Below are 18,329 nucleotides of genomic sequence, written 5' to 3'. Positions count from 1 at the left end.
CTTGACGAAGGTACGCTAACATTATCGGACCGTAAACTATCAACCTATGTGAATGCGTTGGCAAAAGCGGGATTTGTAATTGAGCAAATGATTGAGCAATCTGATGATGAAATTATGCAATTGCGGGACGATAACAGCGATTATGCAAAAAAAGCAAAGATGCTTCCTGTAACTTTTATAGTCAAAGCAAGAAAACTATAAGAGTACAGTATAAGCATTATGGGGTATTAAAATATTTTGATTAAAGTGGAATTTCTTATTATTTATAAAATCTAACAGGACAATAAATTAGAATTTGAGGTGAAATACTATGGAAAAATATACAAGAGAAGAATTAGAGGAAGCTCTGCAAATTGTGTCTTCAGCTATCAGTAGATGTGAAAAAATACAGCCAAAATTTGTGGAGGGTACCTCTCAGCACACACTCCTTAAGAACAGGATAAAAGCAATGTATATCTCAAAATCATTAATAACAGATGAAAATGTTATGGACAAATATACAAAAGAAGAATTGATAGAAGCACTACGACCCGTATCTTCAATTATCAGCAAATGCGAAAAAGCACAGCTAAAATTTGCGGAGGGTACCTCTCATCACACCCGCTTCAAGAACATGATAAAAGCAATGTATATTTCAAAATCATTGATAACAGATGAATTAGTAAAAGAGGTTGAATTCTAGTTTATCGTAAGATTATGAGCATATTGGCATGTTAATAGATTCCGGACGTGCTTCACAAGGTAATAAAGAGGAGAATGTATGGCCGCAATAGTTTGAAATGTTAAGGAAAAAACTGTTACGGCTTGAAAAAAGACCTAGATTCAACTAACAATGAAAGAGCCGACTATTTTCTTGACAATCGCAGTTGGTTAATTTTTTAATAACCTGAGAGGTGCGAGATTAAAGGAGGGAAGAGATTGATGAAGAAAGCGATTTTTAGTCTATGTTGTGTTATTCTTTTGCTGCTTGTGACTCCGGTAGCGACTTTCGCCGCAGATTCTCTTTATCGGATGTTGTATGCGGATGAAGTTGAATCATTTAAACAAGACCAAGATGCAATGATTGTTGGTCAATTAACCGGTAAACAAGGGGACAAATATAATGTCAAGGTTTTGAAAGTGCTGAGCGGAAAAGTTTCATCGGACATGATCCTAGTTTCTGATGATTTCACGTATGGATGGGATCATACACCACCGATGGTCAACGATTTTAGCGTTTTCTCCCTGAAAAAGTCAGGAGATTTCTATAAGAAGGCATGGGGAATATTTAGAGCGAACAGTGGAGACTACAGGACCTTAGAACTGGAGTCACTTAACTGTCCTATCCCATGGTTACTTGGAGACCTCGCCTGTATTCAATGGTACGTGAATTCTGAAGGTAAAGAAAAGGACTTTTTCGGGCATAGTGGTACTATGTATGTAAGGCGTCCAAACGGTCAAGAAGTTCAAATATATCCTGTCCCTACCGTGCACACGGAGACTGCGACCTCGGTTAATGCTCAAAATCAAATCAGGAACAGTCCAACGATAAAGGATAGCATATGGTCAAATTCACTTAGCTATGTGCTATCTATTATTGTGGTTATTTTGATTGGAATAGGAACGGCGGTATTTGCTAGATCGCGAAAAGGCAAAGTGAAATGACAGATGCTTAAAATCAGTTTTTAATGAAGAACTGACTGATGATTCGAATTATACTCGAAAAGTCGACAACATGTTAATTTACAAAATTTAATTGTCAGAGAAATTTGACACTATTGAAGTTTTCAATCACCCAAGAATCCCCTGGATTTATCCATGGGGAGTGTCAATCATTAGTCCTCAGGCTTTTACTGCCTAGGGGTTTTTTTTTGCAATTGTCTCAAGTTACAAATCAGTTTGAAGCCTGTATAAATCTCAATAGAATCTTACATAATAATATTCGAAATACATTTTATAGGGGGAAAATAAATGCAAACTACTAACGTTACCGGAACAAGGTCAGCAGTAAATCAAATGCCAATGCCTACTGCTATTAATCCTACTATGCAGGCGTGTATTGATGCTTGTAATGCCTGTCTCCAGGCTTGCGAAGAATGCTACTCTGCCTGCTTAAGTGAACCTGATGTACAGGCAAGAGTACACTGCATCCAGGTACTAAGAGATTGTGCAGATATCTGTTCTATGGCTTCTCAATACATGTCAAGAAACAGTGAGTTTAGTCAGCAATTCTGTAACCTGTGTGCCACAATTTGCGATGCTTGTGCGGCTGAGTGTGCCAAATTCCAGGATACACACTGTCAGAATTGTGCTGATATATGCCGTACATGCGCAAATGAATGCCGCAAGATGTCAACTACAAAAATGTAGGCGATTAATTAACCTTAATTGCTACATCACATTATTCGTATTTCGTTCAGTGTTCTTCTTGATAACTGAACTTCACAAAATCTATAAACCATGGTTTCTTTTGAAAAATATTGCTGTAGTCATAAAGTTAAGAGGACGCCACCGGCGTCCTCTTAACTTCGATAATTAGGTCTTTAGCGAAAGTGAATTTGCCATAATTTCTTTTAAAACAAGAAATGTGTTTGCATAAGTACCGAAAATGGTAGTTTATTATGAATGATTCCATATCCGTTGTAACAGATTCTCTCGGTTAAATTCAGGCTTGAGTGGCTATTATTATTTTAGTTTACTACTTTTTGGGGTTCATTTACCAGTTTTATTCTATAAACCATTGGTTAAGAATTAATTTCTTAACCCTGCGACAATTAAACTAGTTCATTTTCCTGTCGCAGATTCAAGTAGTATAGAACGTTACTTGCTTCGCTAAACTCCCATTGTACTAAACCGTTGCGCGGTGGCTATTTTAGGCCTAAATAATAAATGAGGCATGATATCATTCTTTTGCTTACCCAATTAATTTGGAAAGGATGATATTCATGCCTCAAATTTCTCGTACTTTTTCACCCCACTTTAATAAAATGAAGATCGCTGTCTTCTTGTTGTGGTTGTCACCGAAGACAAGATTATTATGATGATGTGTTGCTATATAGTTCTTGATATGTAATTTTAGCAGCCTTAATCTGTCGGTCAGCTTTACCACATTGAGGACTTAATAAAGAACAGTTTTTATGACAGGCTGTACAATGCATATCTCCAAGATAGTCTGTAAGACTCATTGTGTCTCCAACATTAGTGGTAGTTTCCGCATAGACCTGAATATCTGTACTATTTTCTCTTCCTGTAAAAGTTGTGGTCGTTTGCGATGAACTTGCTATCTGTGTGGCATATTGGGTGGTCTGGATGTTCACATTGTTCGTCGCAATAGAAATAACTCTGGAATATAAGATGAAGACAATCACAGCAATTGCCCCGAGACGGACGAATGTTTTCTTGACATTGCTCTCTCTGAGATTCGCTAATATTTTACGAACCGATTCCACAAGATAGTGCCCGTGTAAGATAATGTGAAGTCCGAAGAGTCCTAAACCGAGATAGGACGTCCATTTATGGACCAACACCAATAGTTTACTGCCCAGTGAGGATCCCAGTGATGGAAAAACTACTTGTGAAACGAGTATACCCGTAATGGTTATCGTGGCTATGGTCAGGAACATCGTCACATTTAAAGCATATCTCAGCTTGGACGATGTCTTTAATTTTCCACTGAATAGGTTCTTAGTGACGTTTTTAACCCATGACCAGTTCAATAGAACATGGCTCGCAAAGAGGGCGAAGATGGATAACCCTGCAATTTCATGGAACACCAGTCCAGTTTCATGAGCAAAAATCAAGGTAACAAACAGGATCGTCATGACAATATCTAACATTATTTTGAGTATTTTGTTGTTCATATGTTCTAGATCCTTCCTTCCGCTAATCATTAATTGTTCTAATTAAAATTTTGTTATCAAGCACTATGTATCTTTACTAATATTTCCCCTTCAATCTTCAGTTTCTCAATGTGGTTTTGTATGACAATATCATTATGCAATGCAAGTCTGAAATGAAGCTGATGCTCAGCTGAAAGTTTGCTTAATAGAGTAAGCACGCACTAAAAAACACTGAAATCAGATCTAGCCTGATTTCAGTGTTTTTGCAAACTATCCTATAGAAGGAATCCGTTCATTAAAGGGATGAAAGAGTTCTTGGCCGAAGACGAACTGTTTAAACCAGTTTGTTGGTTGCCTTTAATTCTGTGCTATTGTTGAATTTCTAAAATAGCGCCTCTGTTTCCCGACGTGACCAAGGCAGCATATCTGGCAAGGTATCCGGTTGTAATGTTCGGCTTTCTTGGCTTCCAGTTGGCTCTGCGTTTTTCCAGTTCGGTATCACTTATGACGAAGTTGATTTCATTGGCCATAATGTCAATTTGGATGATGTCTCCATCCTCCACCAAAGCGATATTGCCTCCGACCGCTGCTTCAGGAGAAACATGGCCGATTGCTGCTCCTCTGGTGGCGCCACTGAATCGCCCGTCGGTAATCAGTGCGACACTTTCTCCAAGTCCACGTCCCATAATGGCAGAAGTAGGATTTAACATTTCCCTCATTCCCGGCCCGCCTTTTGGACCTTCGTAGCGGATTACAACAACGTCTCCTGCTATGATTTTGCCCGAATTAATGGCCTGCATGGCATCTTCTTCGCAGTCAAATACTTTAGCAGGGCCTTCATGTTTCAACATTTTCGGTGCAATGGCGGAACGCTTGACAACACAGGAATCGGGAGCCAGATTCCCTGTTAAGACTGCAATCCCGCCTGTTTTGCTGTAAGGGTTTTCTATAGGCCTGATGACCTCCGTATTTTTATTAAGGCAGCCGGCAATGTTTTCTCCAACAGTTTTGCCCGTGCAGGTCATTAAATCGGTATTAAGCAGGCCTAATTTATGGACTTCATTCATCACCGCATAGATACCGCCAGCTTCATCGAGCTCTTCTATAAAGTTAGGCCCAGCTGGCGCGAGATGGCAGAGATTCGGTGTTTTGTCACTGATTTCATTAATAATATCAAGATTGAATTCAATACCACATTCATGAGCAATCGCAGGAAGATGTAGCATGCTGTTGGTACTGCAACCCAAAGCCATATCAAGAGTCAAAGCGTTTTTAAAGGCATCCTCCGTTAGAATATCCCTCGGCCGGATATTACTCTTCAGCAGCTTCATAATCTGCATACCTGCGTGCTTTGCAAGCTGAATACGTTCTGAATACACCGCGGGGATCGTACCATTGCCTTGTAAGCCCATTCCCAACACCTCGGTCAGGCAGTTCATGCTGTTGGCTGTATACATACCAGAACAAGAACCGCAGGTTGGACAGGCTTTGTTTTCAAATTCCTGCAGTTTCTCCTTTGTAATTTTTCCAGCTTGGAACGCTCCGGATGCCTCTGAAACACTGGAAAAGCTGATTTTATGCCCATCCATTTTACCGGCAAGCATCGGTCCGCCGCTGACAAATATGGCTGGAATATTCAAGCGTGCTGCGGCCATTAATAATCCGGGAACGTTTTTATCACAGTTGGGAACCATGACCAGAGCATCTAAGGCATGAGCTAGTGTCATGGCTTCGGTTGAATCGGCAATTAATTCTCTGGTGACAAGTGAGTATTTCATTCCCTGATGCCCCATTGCTAGGCCGTCGCAGACAGCAATTGCGGGGAAGACCAGCGGAGTGCCTCCAGCCATGGCGACACCCAGCTTTACTGCATCTACTATTTTATCCAGATTCATATGTCCCGGGACGATATCGTTTTGGGAGCTGACAATTCCGATTAAAGGCCTTTCCATTTCCTCATTGGTCAATCCTAGTGCATGAAACAAGGCTCGCTGGGGCGCACTTTTGGTTACCGCATCACTATTCATTTAAGAACACCTCTTTATAAATATTTGTATAATCACATTATACGTTGTACGATGTCTGATGTACATATATTAATTAAACTTTAATATTAAAAAGCTGTTTTCATTTCTGAAAACAGCCTAGTAAGTTTTATTCTTCTGTAATTCCAAAGCCTCTTATTGCGTGAATGATATGCAGCTTCATAGCGGTTCTTGCCCCTTCAGCATCTCGTGTTGCTAAAAACTCCATGATCATCCGATGGTCATTCAAGGTATTCTGGAGCATTTCTTCATTAGTATCCGATAAAAGCACTCCTTTGTCGATGGCCTGATAAAGGATCGGCATCAGCTGATTCATAAACTCGTTATGGGTTGCCTTGGCGATTGATTTATGAAAGGCTTGTTCAACTTCAGTTCGATCCTCTTTTCTTAAAATCAGCTCTTCTTCTAACCTTCCATAGTATAAAATACGTTCAAGTTCCTTATCTGTAGCTCGCTTCGCAGCATAATAGGCTGATTGCGGCTCAAAGATCAGTCGCATTTCATATAAATCCTTCACGTCCATTTGGGAGGTTGAAAGCTCTTCTAAGCCAAACTCCTCGTTTAATTCCTGGTTATTCTTCACATAAGTTCCTTTACCGCGTTGAATTTCTAGAACATTGTGAGCGGTTAAAATACGAATGGCTTCTCGCAATGTAGTGCGGCTAACTTGTAATTCAGCAGAAAGCTCGTTTTCATTGGGCAGCTTATCTCCTAGTGCGAACTTTTTATCAATAGTAATCATTGCGAGAATATTGTCTGCTACATTTTCAGCTAGACTTCTTCGTCCTCTTGCCACAGAGCGGTCCTCCCCATAAATAGTATAAGCTCATTATACCGTGTCAGACATCATTTCCTCAAGTCCGATGTCTGATACCTTCCCTTCTGGTTAAATCAAGTTCGTTTACAAAACGGTTTAGCCAATTATGCCATTCCTTTTCATTTTCTGTAATGTGAAAGTCGTAATCGATCATATGGGTGGGTAACCTTTTAAAAAGTAGGGCCAGCTCCATATCTCCAAGTGATTGAAAAATCTCAATAAATTCAGTGTCAAAGAGACAATACCCTTCGAGAATATCAACTAAATCGGCAATACTGTGTATTTCTCGTTGGATGATTGCTAGTTTATCAGAGACATATCGACATTCTCTAATTTCATTTGCAACTGTTCGGAATGATTCATCATCCATTTTTTCGCCATCTTCAAATTGAAAAGTGGGCTGTTTGGGGGGGGCTTTTAAACTAATAAAGATGGATTCCAATCCGTTATTTTCTAAAGCGTTTTTTAATCTCGGGGATAAATTCATGGCGGTCGCTACAACGTGTTCTTTTAATAACCTATCTGAAATATTAAGCTCTTTGCAGAGCTTGGTTGAGGCATCCTCTAACATGGTATCCAGCTGATCATCAGACAGATTCACCAGTTTTTGTTGCAAATACTGTCTGTCTTGGGGTTCAATATTGAGCTGGAGCACATTTCTGAGTGCCAAGACAGAACCGACTAGATTGGTTAACACAAGTTCGAAAATATTAATAAGGAGATCTTGATAATGGTCATCATACCCGCGTAGCAAACAATGAATGGCAGGTGAGGTGAAGTGCCTACAAAACTGATTTTCTAAAGACAGCTTTTGAAGATAACAGTAGATGTACTCTATCCCAACCAAATCCATCCTATCATTACTTAAGGGGTAATCGATGGACGCGGGGGTATCATGGGCAGCAAAGTCAACATCATAGGCAGAGAAAAAAATCGGTAGGCCATTTTGTATAGTATCGTTATAAGCACAGTTGTCTGTGATAATGCTGTCATTCTGTATTGCTGAAAGCAATTGTCTGGCACTGTCTAATTGGAGTCTTACTAATTGCTTGCCCTGTCGGAACAGGTCTGATAATGGTTTATGTTTGAGTGTTGCTATGCTAATGTCTGTATCTGGAAAACTCTTTAGATAGATTCCAATACAATAAAAGATTGATTGCATAATACCTTGCGCTTTTTCTACCTTAACGGAACTGCTTTCTCCACCGGTGTAACGCTCTGTTTGCTTGGCTAAAAGCTGTATGCTTTGTAGCTGAATACTCTCAAATTCAGAATCAGTTAATAACTTAAGGTGATAACCTTCCTCTAAAAGCGACTGAAAGTAAAATGTTTCATTAAGCTTTTCCCTTTTAATCAAATGATATTTTTCAATATTATTCATCATAAATCTCCTCATCAAACGATGTATCAGTATCTTCGCATAGATCCGCGTAATCACTAATTCCATACCGGATACTACGGGCCAAGGTTTCTAATTCTCGATTTTGCAGCAGCTCAATAGAACCTTGGCAGTTCTGATCAAAATATTTCTTCATTAATGAAATCAACTCATCATCACTAATTTCATCAAGTGTCTCGTTTTTGAAATAGTAGAACGTCTCTATTAAATCATTTAATGTGGTAGCATAGTTGAACTGAGAAAGGAAGGGTGAGTCACAAAACTTTATAATCAGTTTCTTAATGATACCGCCTGAAAATTCAATCCGTCCATTGCTGCTTAGGGCTTCTGCGCGGGTTTCAACAAGTTCCTGTGCCCCTGCCTGAGAAAGAATTAACCCATAACGGGATGTTACTTCATTGCAATTGATAATTTCTTTAATCGCCAGTTTGTTCATCATAACAGTAGGTAGTAGCATAAAATTATGATCCATTGGTTCACACCCTTCAAATTATTTCATACCGGCTATTGACAGAAGGAGTATTATTGTGGTATGATAAATGTGGATACATATAATATATTATTGATAATGCATCAAATATTAGTTTATCATTCTACGTCTTTAAAGTCAATGGATTTAGGTGTCAAGAAAAACCAATGGTTTTTATAATATAGTCCAAACGTACTTGCGACTCTCATTGGAAACAATGGGGGTCTTTCTGTTAGTTGACAGACCTTGAGCAATAACGGTGAATTTGTTTCAAAGGACTAATCTCCCAAAAAAGGGATGAAAGAAGGGAGGCAAACTTAAGGCCTTTTACACAGAGGGCCTTTTTAAAGCTAGTGAGACAGGTTTCCCCTTGTTTCGCAGGATGGGTGTGAGATGATTGGGTCATCCGGAGTTAATAGTGGTGTTTTGATGGGTATAGCTCATATATTAATAGATTTGAGCTATGGTATATTGCATAGTGCTACGTCACTCTATCCATAAGCACCCTAGTATATATTACAATGCTGTTTACAAATCAGTTAGGAATTAAAGCGCCTAAACGCCACGCATTCGTAAGATATAACGAATCAGTTAATAATAAAGACATAATGAATTTTTGTGCTTTTGAGTTAGCAAGAATGGTTAAAAATATTTGCACTTGACTGTTCCCTTAGGTATTAGCGTATATTTTAGTACAGGAGGGATATTTAATGAAAATAAGTGTAGTCGTGGAGATTACAAAACTTACCAAAAAAGCAATAAACTATTATGAGGAAGAGGGATTAATAAAGCCCGATGTTAATCCACAAAACAATTATCGGGAGTATTCGCAAAGTAATGTTGATGAATTAGTACAAATTTCCCTTTTGAGACAATTAGATGTATCCATTAAAGAGATTAGAGATATTATATTGAAACCTAAAATGTTAAAAGATAAGTTAGAACAACACTTAATAAGTCTAGACGAGGAAATAAACAGACTTGAGAAAAGCAAGAACGTTCTCAAGTCTTGTTTGAATAGCATTACTAATTCTAATGATGGACTTCCAGAATTAACTAGACAGTTATTATTTTTAAATAGGTCGCTGGAAATGGATGAACGTGAAAAAGAAGGATTTATGAAAAGACAGATACAACGCATTTTCCCTGGGAATTTCGGTAAAATGCTGGTAATTAATTTTAGTCCTTTTCTAAATGCTCCTATAAATACAAAAGAAGAAGAGGAAGCCTGGCTCGATTTGGTTAAATTTTTGGATGAAGTTGAAAGCATTGAGTATTCGAAGGAAATGAAAGAAATGTATGAAAATCTGACAAACCAAGACATGGAAAAGTATGAGAAGTTTTTAACTGAAAATGTTAATAAATGGATTGGGATTACAGATGAGGAACTTCTTGCTGAAAGAAAACAATTCTTTGAGATTATGAACAGGATGAATAGCGATCCTGATATGCAATCGGCGTGGCAAATAACTTCTATAATGACGAAAAGTTTGAAGGGGCAAATGAAAGATCTCGGTTATTATGATAAGTTTGTCGAGAACTTGAAAGTACTAAGTAGTGATTACTCCGAATACACCAACACGAGAAATGAGTTTTTTGAATCATTAAACCTCAAAGTTGATGACAAGGGGAAAATAGAAGTCGCAGAAATAAGATGATAGTAGACAATTATTGTATGAATCAAACTTGTGAACCGATTATTAATCAAGGAAACATAAGAATAAATTGAGGTAGAAGAAATGAAACAAAATAGTTTACGCTTCGAATGTATTGATATATTGAGAGGACTAGCTATATCACTTATGCTTATGGTTAATAATCCGGGGAATCCCGCAACTATTCCCCCCCAGTTGAAACACGCTGCTTGGAATGGTGGTACGATAGCCGATCTAGTTTTCCCTTTTTTTATATTTATCATGGGCGTAGTCGTGCCGATTTCAATTAACAATAGATTGGAAAAAGGCACAAGTCGAGCAACCATTATAGTCCACATTTTTAGCCGCAGCAGTTTAATATTTCTTCTAGGCATAGTATTAAATGGATTTCCATTCTTCGATTTAACGATCATTAGGATTCCAGGCGTTCTCCAGAGAATTGCTGTGGTCTATTTAGTCTCGTCACTTATTTTTCTGCTACTCAGGTCTATCTTTAAAAAAGAAGCATTTCAAATCGGTGCCCAACTTCTGACGTCGGTTCTATTGCTCATTTTATATTATATTTTACTGAAATATATTCATGTACCTGGATATGGAAGGGGAGTGATGGAACTCCAGGGCAATCTTGTTCAGTACATTGACTTGAAATTTCTTCAAGGGCATTTATATACACCAAATTGGGACCCGGAAGGTATTCTCAGTACAATTCCTGCATTAAGCACGGGACTCATAGGGGTAATTGCAGGTATGATACTTCTAAGTCCAAATAGTCGTCTCATTAAAATGACTATCCTCGTAAGTAGCGGTGTTTTGCTACTATTCTCAGCGGAGTTGTTCAATCCCTTTTTCCCTTATAATAAAAACCTCTGGTCAAGCTCCTTTGTCCTACTTACAGCAGGTCTAGGGATCTTGTCTTTAGCCTTTTTCTATCTGATAACAGATATCCTGAAAAGCGGTAGACTCCTTGTACCATTCAAGGTTATAGGGGCTAGTGCAATTTTCGTCTACTTTACTACAGAACTCATAGGAAGAACATTATGGCTAATTCCGGTGCATGATTCTATTTCAGGTAATACGATGACCTTTAAAATCTGGTTCACGGAAAGACTCATAAGTCCTTGGGCACATGGGTTAGATTCATTATATTTTTCGATTTCTTACGTGATATTTTGGATGGTTATTATGGGTTTTCTTCATTATAGGAAGATATATATTCGCCTTTAGATAATTCTTAAGGGAATAATTTTAAGACTATGGACAAGGCATTTACTGCTTTAAATATCACCCTGAATTCGTTTTAATACAAGGGGCGGTGGATACAACATGCCAAAATGGAGTGGTAATAATGCTAAAACACAATGGAACACAAACTATAGAAACAGACAGAATGATCTTAAGAAAATTTTCTTATTCAGATGCTGACGATATGTTACAATATTGGATAAGCGATCCAAGCATCGCAAAAGGTAATTGAGAAATGTGGATTTAAATATGATGGTACACTCAGGGATTTCTTTTATCGTGATGGCAAATATCTGGACAGATTATATTACTCATTGCTGAAAGAAGAATGGAGTTGACGATGGGGGTCAACTTCTTTAATGAAGGAAGTTATTTCAAATGCAGAACTATCAAGTAGGAAAAGCCTCTGAAACCGGATATGTCAAAATGCTAGAGGGAATCGAAAGAAAAACCTTAGGCTACGGAAACAATACGCTATTATGTGAATTTAAGTTAGCAAAAGGCAAGTTATTACCGATGCACCAACATCCGCATGAACAAACCGGATATTTGGTGAATGGTTATATTATCATGATTATTGATGGAGAAAGACATGAGATGAAGCCCGGGGATAGTTGGACTATTAATGAAAACGTTGAGCACGGAGCCGAAATAATGGAGGACTCTCTAGCCGTGGAAGTTTTTTCACCAGTAAGAGATGATTACAAATAGCCCCGATAGGGTGGAAGGATAATGAACGTCAAATCACCCTTCGCTAGTTTTAAGTAGGCTATAGTGACGCTCCCTAGAAAGTCAGATGATTCAAATCCTAACAAGTACATATTAACTGTGCAGAGTATCTGTGCAGTTTTTTTAATGACATTTTATAGTACAACTGAACACAATTGATATATAGCTATACTGTATAACGTGAATGCATATAGAGACAGTTTATTACATTCTGTTAGCGTTACTTGAACCTGCACATGAATATGTGATTATGCAAAAGGTAGAGGAGCTTAGTGATGGAGAGGTAAGAATGGCGGCGGAAACGTTATACAGAGCTATTGAAAACCTATTGGAGTTAAATAACTAGGCGGCCGCCTTCGCTGATGCTTGGCGCCAGCCAAGTTTTCTTTGTCTAAGACATGCACTATAATGAGAACATTAGAAGATATAGAGTGAAAGGGGCGGGGTTACCCATGCGTATCATACATACATCAGATTGGCACCTTGGCCGTATGCTTGAAGGGCGAAGTCGAATTGAAGAGCAAGTGAAGTTTATTGATGAACTCTGCACGATTGTGGAAGACGAAGCGGTAGATCTTGTCTTAATTGCAGGAGATGTCTTTGATACCGTAAATCCTCCCGCCATCGCTGAGGAGCTTTTTTATGATGCCTTAAACCGTTTGTCTGCTGGGGGAAAGCGCGCCGTAGTGGCCATTGCAGGCAATCACGATAACCCGGAGCGACTTTGTGCAGCAAGTCCTCTGGCGGTCGGGAACGGGATCACGTTATATGGCCTTCCGAAAGACGTCTTAACGCCTAGTCTCTTGGCGCAGCTGAATCAGGGAAAGGTGGTTAGGGTGGCAGCAGGCCAAGGGTGGGTAGAGTTGCATATTCCCGGTTGCCCGGATCCGGCGATCATTGCCATGCTTCCCTATCCTTCCGAGTCTCGGCTTAACGAGGTATTAAGCGAGAGCTTAGATGAAGAAATCCTACGCCAGGAGTACTCTAAGCGCGTCCAGCAATTATTCGCCACTTTTGGACAGAACTTTCGCGCGGATGCAGTTAAACTGGGAATCAGCCATCTCTTTGTACGTGGAGGAATGCAATCCGAGTCAGAGCGTCCGATCGAACTGGGAAGTGCACCGACTGTTGAAGTTGAAGCGATGTCATTTGGCGCTCAGTATGTTGCTCTGGGGCATTTACATCGTGCCCAAGCTGTCAAAGGGGCACCCGTTCCCACCCGTTACTCCGGTTCTCCACTCGCCTATAGCTTTTCTGAAACAGGGTATGCCAAATCCGTGATCTTTATCGAGGCTTTTCCCGGCCAGCCAGTGACAACGCGCGAGATTTTTCTGAGTGCCGGCTACCCACTGGTGAAATGGCAAGCCAAAGAGGGGCTAGCTCAAGTGCAGCGCTGGATCGATGAAGGGAAGGACCTCAACGCCTGGATCGATTTAGAAGTCTCTGTGACGGGTGCGCTTAATTCTCAAGATATCCACACCCTACGTCGCCAGCGAGAACGCCTAATTAATATTCGCCCCGTCTTCCCGGAAACTGAGCAGATCGTGGCGGAGGCTCGCTCAAAGTTACCGATTGATGAGCTGTTCCGCAAGTTCTATCAGGACAGAACCGGTGGTGCTGAGCCGGAGCAGGAATTAGTCTCCTTGTTTTTATCCTTAATCGACCCCGATAAAAACAGCGAAGGTTACGAAGAAAACGGTTCTATCAAAGTTGAATTACATAACACTGAGTCTCTGTCGCATACGAATGGGCGAGCCGAGGGGGAGATAGCATGAGACCAATTCGCTTAAGAATTGCTGGCTTAAACAGCTTTAGGGAAGTTCAGGAAATCGATTTTACGAAACTGTGCGAAACAGGTGTATTCGGAATATTTGGCTCAACTGGAAGCGGAAAGTCCACAATTCTTGATGCTATCACGCTCGCGCTCTACGGTACAGTCGAACGGGCAGCCAACAATACACAAGGGATTCTTAACCATGCGGAAGACCAGCTTACGGTGGACTATAGCTTCTCCTTAGCAGCGGGAAGTCAACGGATCAACTACCGTGCAGAACGAGCGTATCGGCGCTCCGGGGATCGGACGGTCAAGGCCTCCACCTGTCGTCTAGTAGAAATAGTCGAGGGCGTTGAAACTGTTTTGGCTTCAAAGGCCGATGAGATGACCAAGAAAATGGAGGATGTGTTGGGACTCACCGTGGAGGACTTTACCCGGGCGGTTGTTCTTCCCCAGGGGAAATTCGCGGAGTTTCTAACCATAAAACCTAAAGATCGAAGGCTAATGCTTGAGCGGTTGTTTTCCCTAGAAGCCTATGGAAGAGAACTCTCAGCTAGACTGTCAGAACAGCTGGGAAGTTCAGAGTTTAACTTAAACGGTGTGGAGCAACGGCAACAGGGCCTAGGGGATGCTTCTGCAGAGCGGCTCAAAGAAGCCGAGGCGGACTGGAGTGCAGCGAATGCAACCTCCGCCAGTATTGATAAGGAATTAACAACTTTAAAACAACAGTATGATGACGCTAAGGAATTATGGAGTCTTCAAGAACAGTTACACCAGATTCAGGGAAAAGAGGCCGAGCTGACAGCCTCACAGTTCAATATTGATAAAATCTCAGAGCGCTTAAGCCTAGCTGAACGTGCGGAATCGATTCGACCGATCTTGGAAGAAATCAGTTTCTCGGAAGAACGATTCAAGGGGGCCAAAGTCCAGGCCGAGACCGCTGAGACTAGCCTTAAAGTAGCTAGGCTGAAAAAGGAACTCGCAGAAAGACAGTGGTTTGAGTCCAATCAAAGACGGTTAGAGGTCGAGCCACACTTGCTGCGTCGACTGGAACAACTGGAACAAGCCAAAGGCTTAGAAGAGGATATTCTAGCGCGAGATCAACGGTTAATCGTTACGCGTAACAAATACGGTGAGTTGGATCGAACCCGAAAGGACTTGGAACAAAAGATCCAGGTCGCTCTAGCTAGTAAAGCAGAAGCCCAAAAGCGGCAGCGAGACGTGAAGACCCAACTAACTCAAATAACGATCGATCCGGCGCAGCGCGCTCGGGTGAATGCCTCGGCCCAAGCTTTAGAAGGGTATGAGATGGTCTCCAAACAAGTGGTCGACTTGCAAGGGGACTTAGAAAAGAATGCGTCTCAAATGAAAGAACGGCGATTAAAACTGCAGACCATCGTGGCTGAGGTTCAAACCGCTCAGGAATCTGTGGAACAGCTGAAAGCAACGTTGGCCAGTCGGCAACAAGATCCGCCGGTTCGTGAGGAAATACTCAGTGAGCAAGCTCAGGAATTAGAACGCTACCGACACATAATCACCAATATTGAACGTGCAGAACGGGAATGCAACGCTGAACAGGAACGTCTCCCAATCCTTGCTGGAGATCGCCAAAAATCGCAAGTCGACGTGGAAATAGGAGAGAAGGGACAGGGCGAGATTTCGCGGGCTGTTCAAGAGGGCCAAGCTCTCGTTGAGCGAAAAACGGCTGAAGTGAAGGGTCTAGAACAAGAAAATCTTGCAGGAGTACTTGTTGAGAATCTGGTGGAGGGAGAAAATTGTCCAGTCTGTGGCTCAGTTCACCACCCCATGCCCGCCCAGCGTTTGGGTAATGCGATTCTAGATAAGTCGAGAAAGGTCCTGGAGGAAGTCTCAAGGGAACTACAGACGTTGGAGAGGAAAAGGGCAGACGGCGCGATCGCTCTGGCCGTAGCCAAGGCCCAACTGTTTGCGAAACAAGAACTTGAGCAAAATCAGTTAAATCTCTGTGAAACTAAGCGACGTGCAATTCTCAGCTATCGCCAGGAATTACCGGAACCGGACCGTAGTAAAGATATGCAGGCTATCAATGCCCAACGAGTTGAACGAGAGTCTAAGTTGACGAAGAATCGCCAAGTATTGACCCAATGGAAAACAGATCAAGAGCTGCTAATCCGTCAGTTGGAGGATGCGCAGCGGACCTTAGTTGAAGTCGATAAAAAAATGCATTACGCGCAAGCACAGATTGCCTCCACAGAGGGTGTTGGAAACGATCTTCATAATCGGTTAAACCGACTGTTTGATGAACAGGCGCAGCGAAAAGATCAGCTGGATACTTTGCGCGGGAGTATTGCCCCTGCGGAGATTTTGTTGTTACAAAAACAATATGCCACCTGGGATCAAACGATGAGGATGTTAAATCTGGAGTTATCGGGTCTAGAAGAAGGGGTGCGAGAATCCGATGAGGTCCAGCAGCGGCTGATGAGTGAGAAGGCGACATGTGAGCTTGAGCTTCAGAATTTAAAAACAGTGGGAAGTGAAGCCGCTCGTGATGTGGCAGAACTCAAGAGTAAATGTGAGGCATTAACTGAAGGAAAGCCTGCCCTGGAGCGGACTCTACAGGTTAAACAAGAATTGTCTCTTGTAACAGGGACTGAAGAAACGCTGAGGAAGGCTTATGAGCAGGCCAAAGAGGAGTGGACACAGGCCGAGCAGACTCAGGCGGTCAGCCACAAAACCTTGGAACTAGCCAGAGAAGGCTTTGAGGTTGCCCAACGCAAGCTGGATCAGGGCCTTAAAACAGCGCGATTTACGACTGTGGCAGTGGCACAGGGTGCTTTATGTGACCAGGCTGAACGGCTGACCATGGAACGGGACATCATGGCCTTCCAGCAAGACGTTCGGATGATCAAGCAGAAACGCGACGACGTTGAATTGCGGCTTAAGGGGCGAAGTCTTCGCCCTGAGGAATGGCTTGCTTGGCCGGTTCGGCTTATGGCCGTGGAAAACTCCCATACCGAAGCGATTGAGCGACGCGGTGCAACTCAAAAATGGTTGGAAAAACTAAAGGGACAACACGAAGAATGGATGCGCCTTGAAAGTCAACGAAAAGCTTTGAGCCACCGCCGGAGCTTACTCAAAACCTTGCAAACCGTTTTTAAAGGAAATGCCTTTATTGAATTTATTGCTCAAGAACAGTTAGCTAACGTATCACTGGATGCCTCTGAACGCTTGAAAATGTTAACAAACCAGCGCTATGCCTTGGAGGTTGATGCAGAGGGCGGTTTTATCATGCGCGATGATGCTAATGGCGGAGTACGTCGCCCCGTTAGCAGTTTATCAGGGGGAGAAACCTTCCTCACAGCCTTAGCCCTTGCCTTAGCCTTGTCTACTCAGATCCAACTGCGGGGAGAATCACCGCTAGAATTCTTCTTCCTTGATGAAGGATTTGGAACCCTCGATGCCAATCTTCTAGAAACAGTGATGAACACTCTAGAAAAACTTCACCTTCAAAATCTAACGATTGGTATCATAAGTCACGTACCAGAACTGAAGAACCGGCTCGCTCGTCGTTTGGTCGTTACACCTGCTGAGGCCGGTGGCGTGGGAAGCACGGTCAAGTTGGAAATGGCCTAGAACATTAGTAGCGCAGTTTAGCAAAGGGGACAAAGTGGATAAAATATATAGAGTTAAACATATTACAAGCTTATATGAAAGTTGCGATAAATGTGGATTACCGACCATCAACTGTATCTGTAATAAATCAGTAAAAGTAAGGACTCAAGCAAAGCTCTGGATTCTATCGAGTGAAAGAGAGTTTTATAGGCCTTCTAATACGGCAAGGCTATTAAAAGTAATAAATCCAGAATCAACCGAAATCTTTCTATGGGAGCGGACAAAGAGTCCAGATAAATTAATTAAATATATGAGCATGGAAGAATATAAAACGTTTGTAGTATTTCCAACAGAAAATGAGGAGTTAGAAAAAAGAAAAGTAGAATTTAAACTAATTGACAAAATTCCAGCCTTTATAATTATAGATGGGACATGGAAGGAAGCTAGAAAGATATTTCGAAAGAGTGACTTTTTAGAGGGATTGCCGATTGTTTCAATAGAGCGAAACTATGCATCTAACTATGATCTGAGAAGGGGAGCAACCGAAGGAAATTTGTGCACTATAGAAGCTGCAATAGAAATACTGAAAATGAATGGTGAGATGTATTCCTCACAGGTCATGGACGATTATTACAATCTGTTCCTAAAATGTTATAAGGCTGGCGTTAGCGGACATATTGTAAAAAAAGATAAAGAAGGATAAAGCTCATAAAATAAGGTCTTGACTATATAACTTAATAAAGTCATACTATTCAAATAAGAATACCTTCATGTGTTAGATTGAATTTCT

General features: G+C 41.3%; 14 protein-coding genes and 2 pseudogenes. 11 read left to right on the top strand and 5 right to left on the bottom strand.

All coding sequences use genetic code 11. The features are described 5' to 3' along the window. From E4K67_RS23265 to E4K67_RS23250, 4 genes and pseudogenes are all read left to right on the top strand, one after another. Positions 1 to 201, top strand: a pseudogene (locus E4K67_RS23265) (helix-turn-helix domain-containing protein); the annotation flags it as partial. Positions 202 to 310: 109 nt separating this feature from the next. After that, positions 311 to 682, top strand: coding sequence for a hypothetical protein (locus E4K67_RS23260; protein ID WP_135551119.1), 372 nt, complete (start codon positions 311 to 313; stop codon positions 680 to 682). A gap of 239 nt (positions 683 to 921) precedes the next feature. After that, on the top strand, positions 922 to 1,644 hold the full coding sequence (locus E4K67_RS23255; RefSeq protein ID WP_135551117.1) for a hypothetical protein: 723 nt from the start codon (positions 922 to 924) through the stop codon (positions 1,642 to 1,644). A gap of 306 nt (positions 1,645 to 1,950) precedes the next feature. After that, positions 1,951 to 2,349 carry a four-helix bundle copper-binding protein gene (locus E4K67_RS23250; protein WP_420841577.1) on the top strand — a complete coding sequence of 133 codons (399 nt, stop codon included), beginning with the start codon at positions 1,951 to 1,953 and terminating at the stop codon, positions 2,347 to 2,349. Positions 2,350 to 3,014: 665 nt separating this feature from the next. Here the strand turns inward: E4K67_RS23250 and E4K67_RS23245 are convergent. The 5 genes from E4K67_RS23245 to E4K67_RS23225 form a co-directional block, all read right to left on the bottom strand. After that, entirely contained in the window at positions 3,015 to 3,839 is an 825-nt protein-coding gene (locus tag E4K67_RS23245; protein ID WP_135551115.1) for a DUF4405 domain-containing protein, read from the bottom strand. Positions 3,840 to 4,186: 347 nt separating this feature from the next. Beyond that, entirely contained in the window at positions 4,187 to 5,845 is a 1,659-nt protein-coding gene (gene ilvD / locus E4K67_RS23240) for a dihydroxy-acid dehydratase (protein ID WP_135551113.1), read from the bottom strand. Positions 5,846 to 5,972: 127 nt separating this feature from the next. Then, a complete protein-coding gene (locus tag E4K67_RS23235; protein ID WP_135551111.1) occupies positions 5,973 to 6,659 on the bottom strand; it encodes a FadR/GntR family transcriptional regulator in 687 nt (228 codons plus the stop codon). A gap of 58 nt (positions 6,660 to 6,717) precedes the next feature. Further along, the gene (locus tag E4K67_RS23230; protein ID WP_243454591.1) at positions 6,718 to 8,064 is read right to left on the bottom strand and encodes a DUF6179 domain-containing protein; all 1,347 of its coding nucleotides are present in this window, start codon (positions 8,062 to 8,064) and stop codon (positions 6,718 to 6,720) included. Further along, on the bottom strand, positions 8,054 to 8,551 hold the full coding sequence (locus tag E4K67_RS23225) for a DUF6323 family protein (RefSeq protein WP_135551109.1): 498 nt from the start codon (positions 8,549 to 8,551) through the stop codon (positions 8,054 to 8,056). The genes E4K67_RS23230 and E4K67_RS23225 overlap by 11 nt, the downstream gene beginning before the upstream one ends. Positions 8,552 to 9,258: 707 nt before the next feature. Between E4K67_RS23225 and E4K67_RS23220 the strand changes: the two genes are divergently transcribed. The 7 genes and pseudogenes from E4K67_RS23220 (at position 9,259) to E4K67_RS23185 (ending at position 18,242) form a co-directional block, all read left to right on the top strand. Then, the gene (locus tag E4K67_RS23220) at positions 9,259 to 10,206 is read left to right on the top strand and encodes a MerR family transcriptional regulator (RefSeq protein WP_135551107.1); all 948 of its coding nucleotides are present in this window, start codon (positions 9,259 to 9,261) and stop codon (positions 10,204 to 10,206) included. An 81-nt stretch (positions 10,207 to 10,287) separates the two neighbouring features. Beyond that, on the top strand, positions 10,288 to 11,427 hold the full coding sequence (locus E4K67_RS23215; RefSeq protein WP_135551105.1) for an acyltransferase family protein: 1,140 nt from the start codon (positions 10,288 to 10,290) through the stop codon (positions 11,425 to 11,427). A 396-nt stretch (positions 11,428 to 11,823) separates the two neighbouring features. Next, positions 11,824 to 12,156, top strand: a complete 333-nt coding sequence (locus tag E4K67_RS23205) for a cupin domain-containing protein (RefSeq protein ID WP_135551103.1) — start codon at positions 11,824 to 11,826, stop codon at positions 12,154 to 12,156. A gap of 202 nt (positions 12,157 to 12,358) precedes the next feature. After that, positions 12,359 to 12,508: pseudogene (locus tag E4K67_RS30785) on the top strand (PadR family transcriptional regulator); the annotation flags it as partial. 118 nt (positions 12,509 to 12,626) lie between these two features. Then, the gene (locus E4K67_RS23195) at positions 12,627 to 13,949 is read left to right on the top strand and encodes a metallophosphoesterase family protein (protein WP_135551101.1); all 1,323 of its coding nucleotides are present in this window, start codon (positions 12,627 to 12,629) and stop codon (positions 13,947 to 13,949) included. Continuing rightward, positions 13,946 to 17,560 carry an AAA family ATPase gene (locus E4K67_RS23190; protein WP_135551099.1) on the top strand — a complete coding sequence of 1,205 codons (3,615 nt, stop codon included), beginning with the start codon at positions 13,946 to 13,948 and terminating at the stop codon, positions 17,558 to 17,560. Before E4K67_RS23195 ends, E4K67_RS23190 begins: the two co-directional genes overlap by 4 nt. 34 nt (positions 17,561 to 17,594) lie before the next feature. Further along, the gene (locus tag E4K67_RS23185; RefSeq protein WP_135551097.1) at positions 17,595 to 18,242 is read left to right on the top strand and encodes a tRNA-uridine aminocarboxypropyltransferase; all 648 of its coding nucleotides are present in this window, start codon (positions 17,595 to 17,597) and stop codon (positions 18,240 to 18,242) included. Positions 18,243 to 18,329: the final 87 nt, after the last annotated feature.

It is taken from the genome of Desulfosporosinus fructosivorans (assembly GCF_004766045.1).
Lineage (GTDB): Bacteria > Bacillota > Desulfitobacteriia > Desulfitobacteriales > Desulfitobacteriaceae > Desulfosporosinus > Desulfosporosinus fructosivorans.
This window is presented reverse-complemented; position numbering and strand designations above follow the sequence as displayed.

What these genes read in the sequence shown, in the direction of transcription:
- E4K67_RS23250 (WP_420841577.1), top strand. Translation starts at nt 1,951, where the DNA reads ATGCAAACTACTAACGTTACCGGAACAAGGTCAGCAGTAAATCAAATG.
- E4K67_RS23190 (WP_135551099.1), top strand. Translation starts at nt 13,946, where the DNA reads ATGAGACCAATTCGCTTAAGAATTGCTGGCTTAAACAGCTTTAGGGAA.
- E4K67_RS23225 (WP_135551109.1), bottom strand. Translation starts at nt 8,551, where the DNA reads ATGGATCATAATTTTATGCTACTACCTACTGTTATGATGAACAAACTG.
- E4K67_RS23195 (WP_135551101.1), top strand. Translation starts at nt 12,627, where the DNA reads ATGCGTATCATACATACATCAGATTGGCACCTTGGCCGTATGCTTGAA.
- E4K67_RS23245 (WP_135551115.1), bottom strand. Translation starts at nt 3,839, where the DNA reads ATGAACAACAAAATACTCAAAATAATGTTAGATATTGTCATGACGATC.
- ilvD (WP_135551113.1), bottom strand. Translation starts at nt 5,845, where the DNA reads ATGAATAGTGATGCGGTAACCAAAAGTGCGCCCCAGCGAGCCTTGTTT.
- E4K67_RS23255 (WP_135551117.1), top strand. Translation starts at nt 922, where the DNA reads ATGAAGAAAGCGATTTTTAGTCTATGTTGTGTTATTCTTTTGCTGCTT.
- E4K67_RS23230 (WP_243454591.1), bottom strand. Translation starts at nt 8,064, where the DNA reads ATGATGAATAATATTGAAAAATATCATTTGATTAAAAGGGAAAAGCTT.
- E4K67_RS23215 (WP_135551105.1), top strand. Translation starts at nt 10,288, where the DNA reads ATGAAACAAAATAGTTTACGCTTCGAATGTATTGATATATTGAGAGGA.
- E4K67_RS23220 (WP_135551107.1), top strand. Translation starts at nt 9,259, where the DNA reads ATGAAAATAAGTGTAGTCGTGGAGATTACAAAACTTACCAAAAAAGCA.
- E4K67_RS23205 (WP_135551103.1), top strand. Translation starts at nt 11,824, where the DNA reads ATGCAGAACTATCAAGTAGGAAAAGCCTCTGAAACCGGATATGTCAAA.
- E4K67_RS23260 (WP_135551119.1), top strand. Translation starts at nt 311, where the DNA reads ATGGAAAAATATACAAGAGAAGAATTAGAGGAAGCTCTGCAAATTGTG.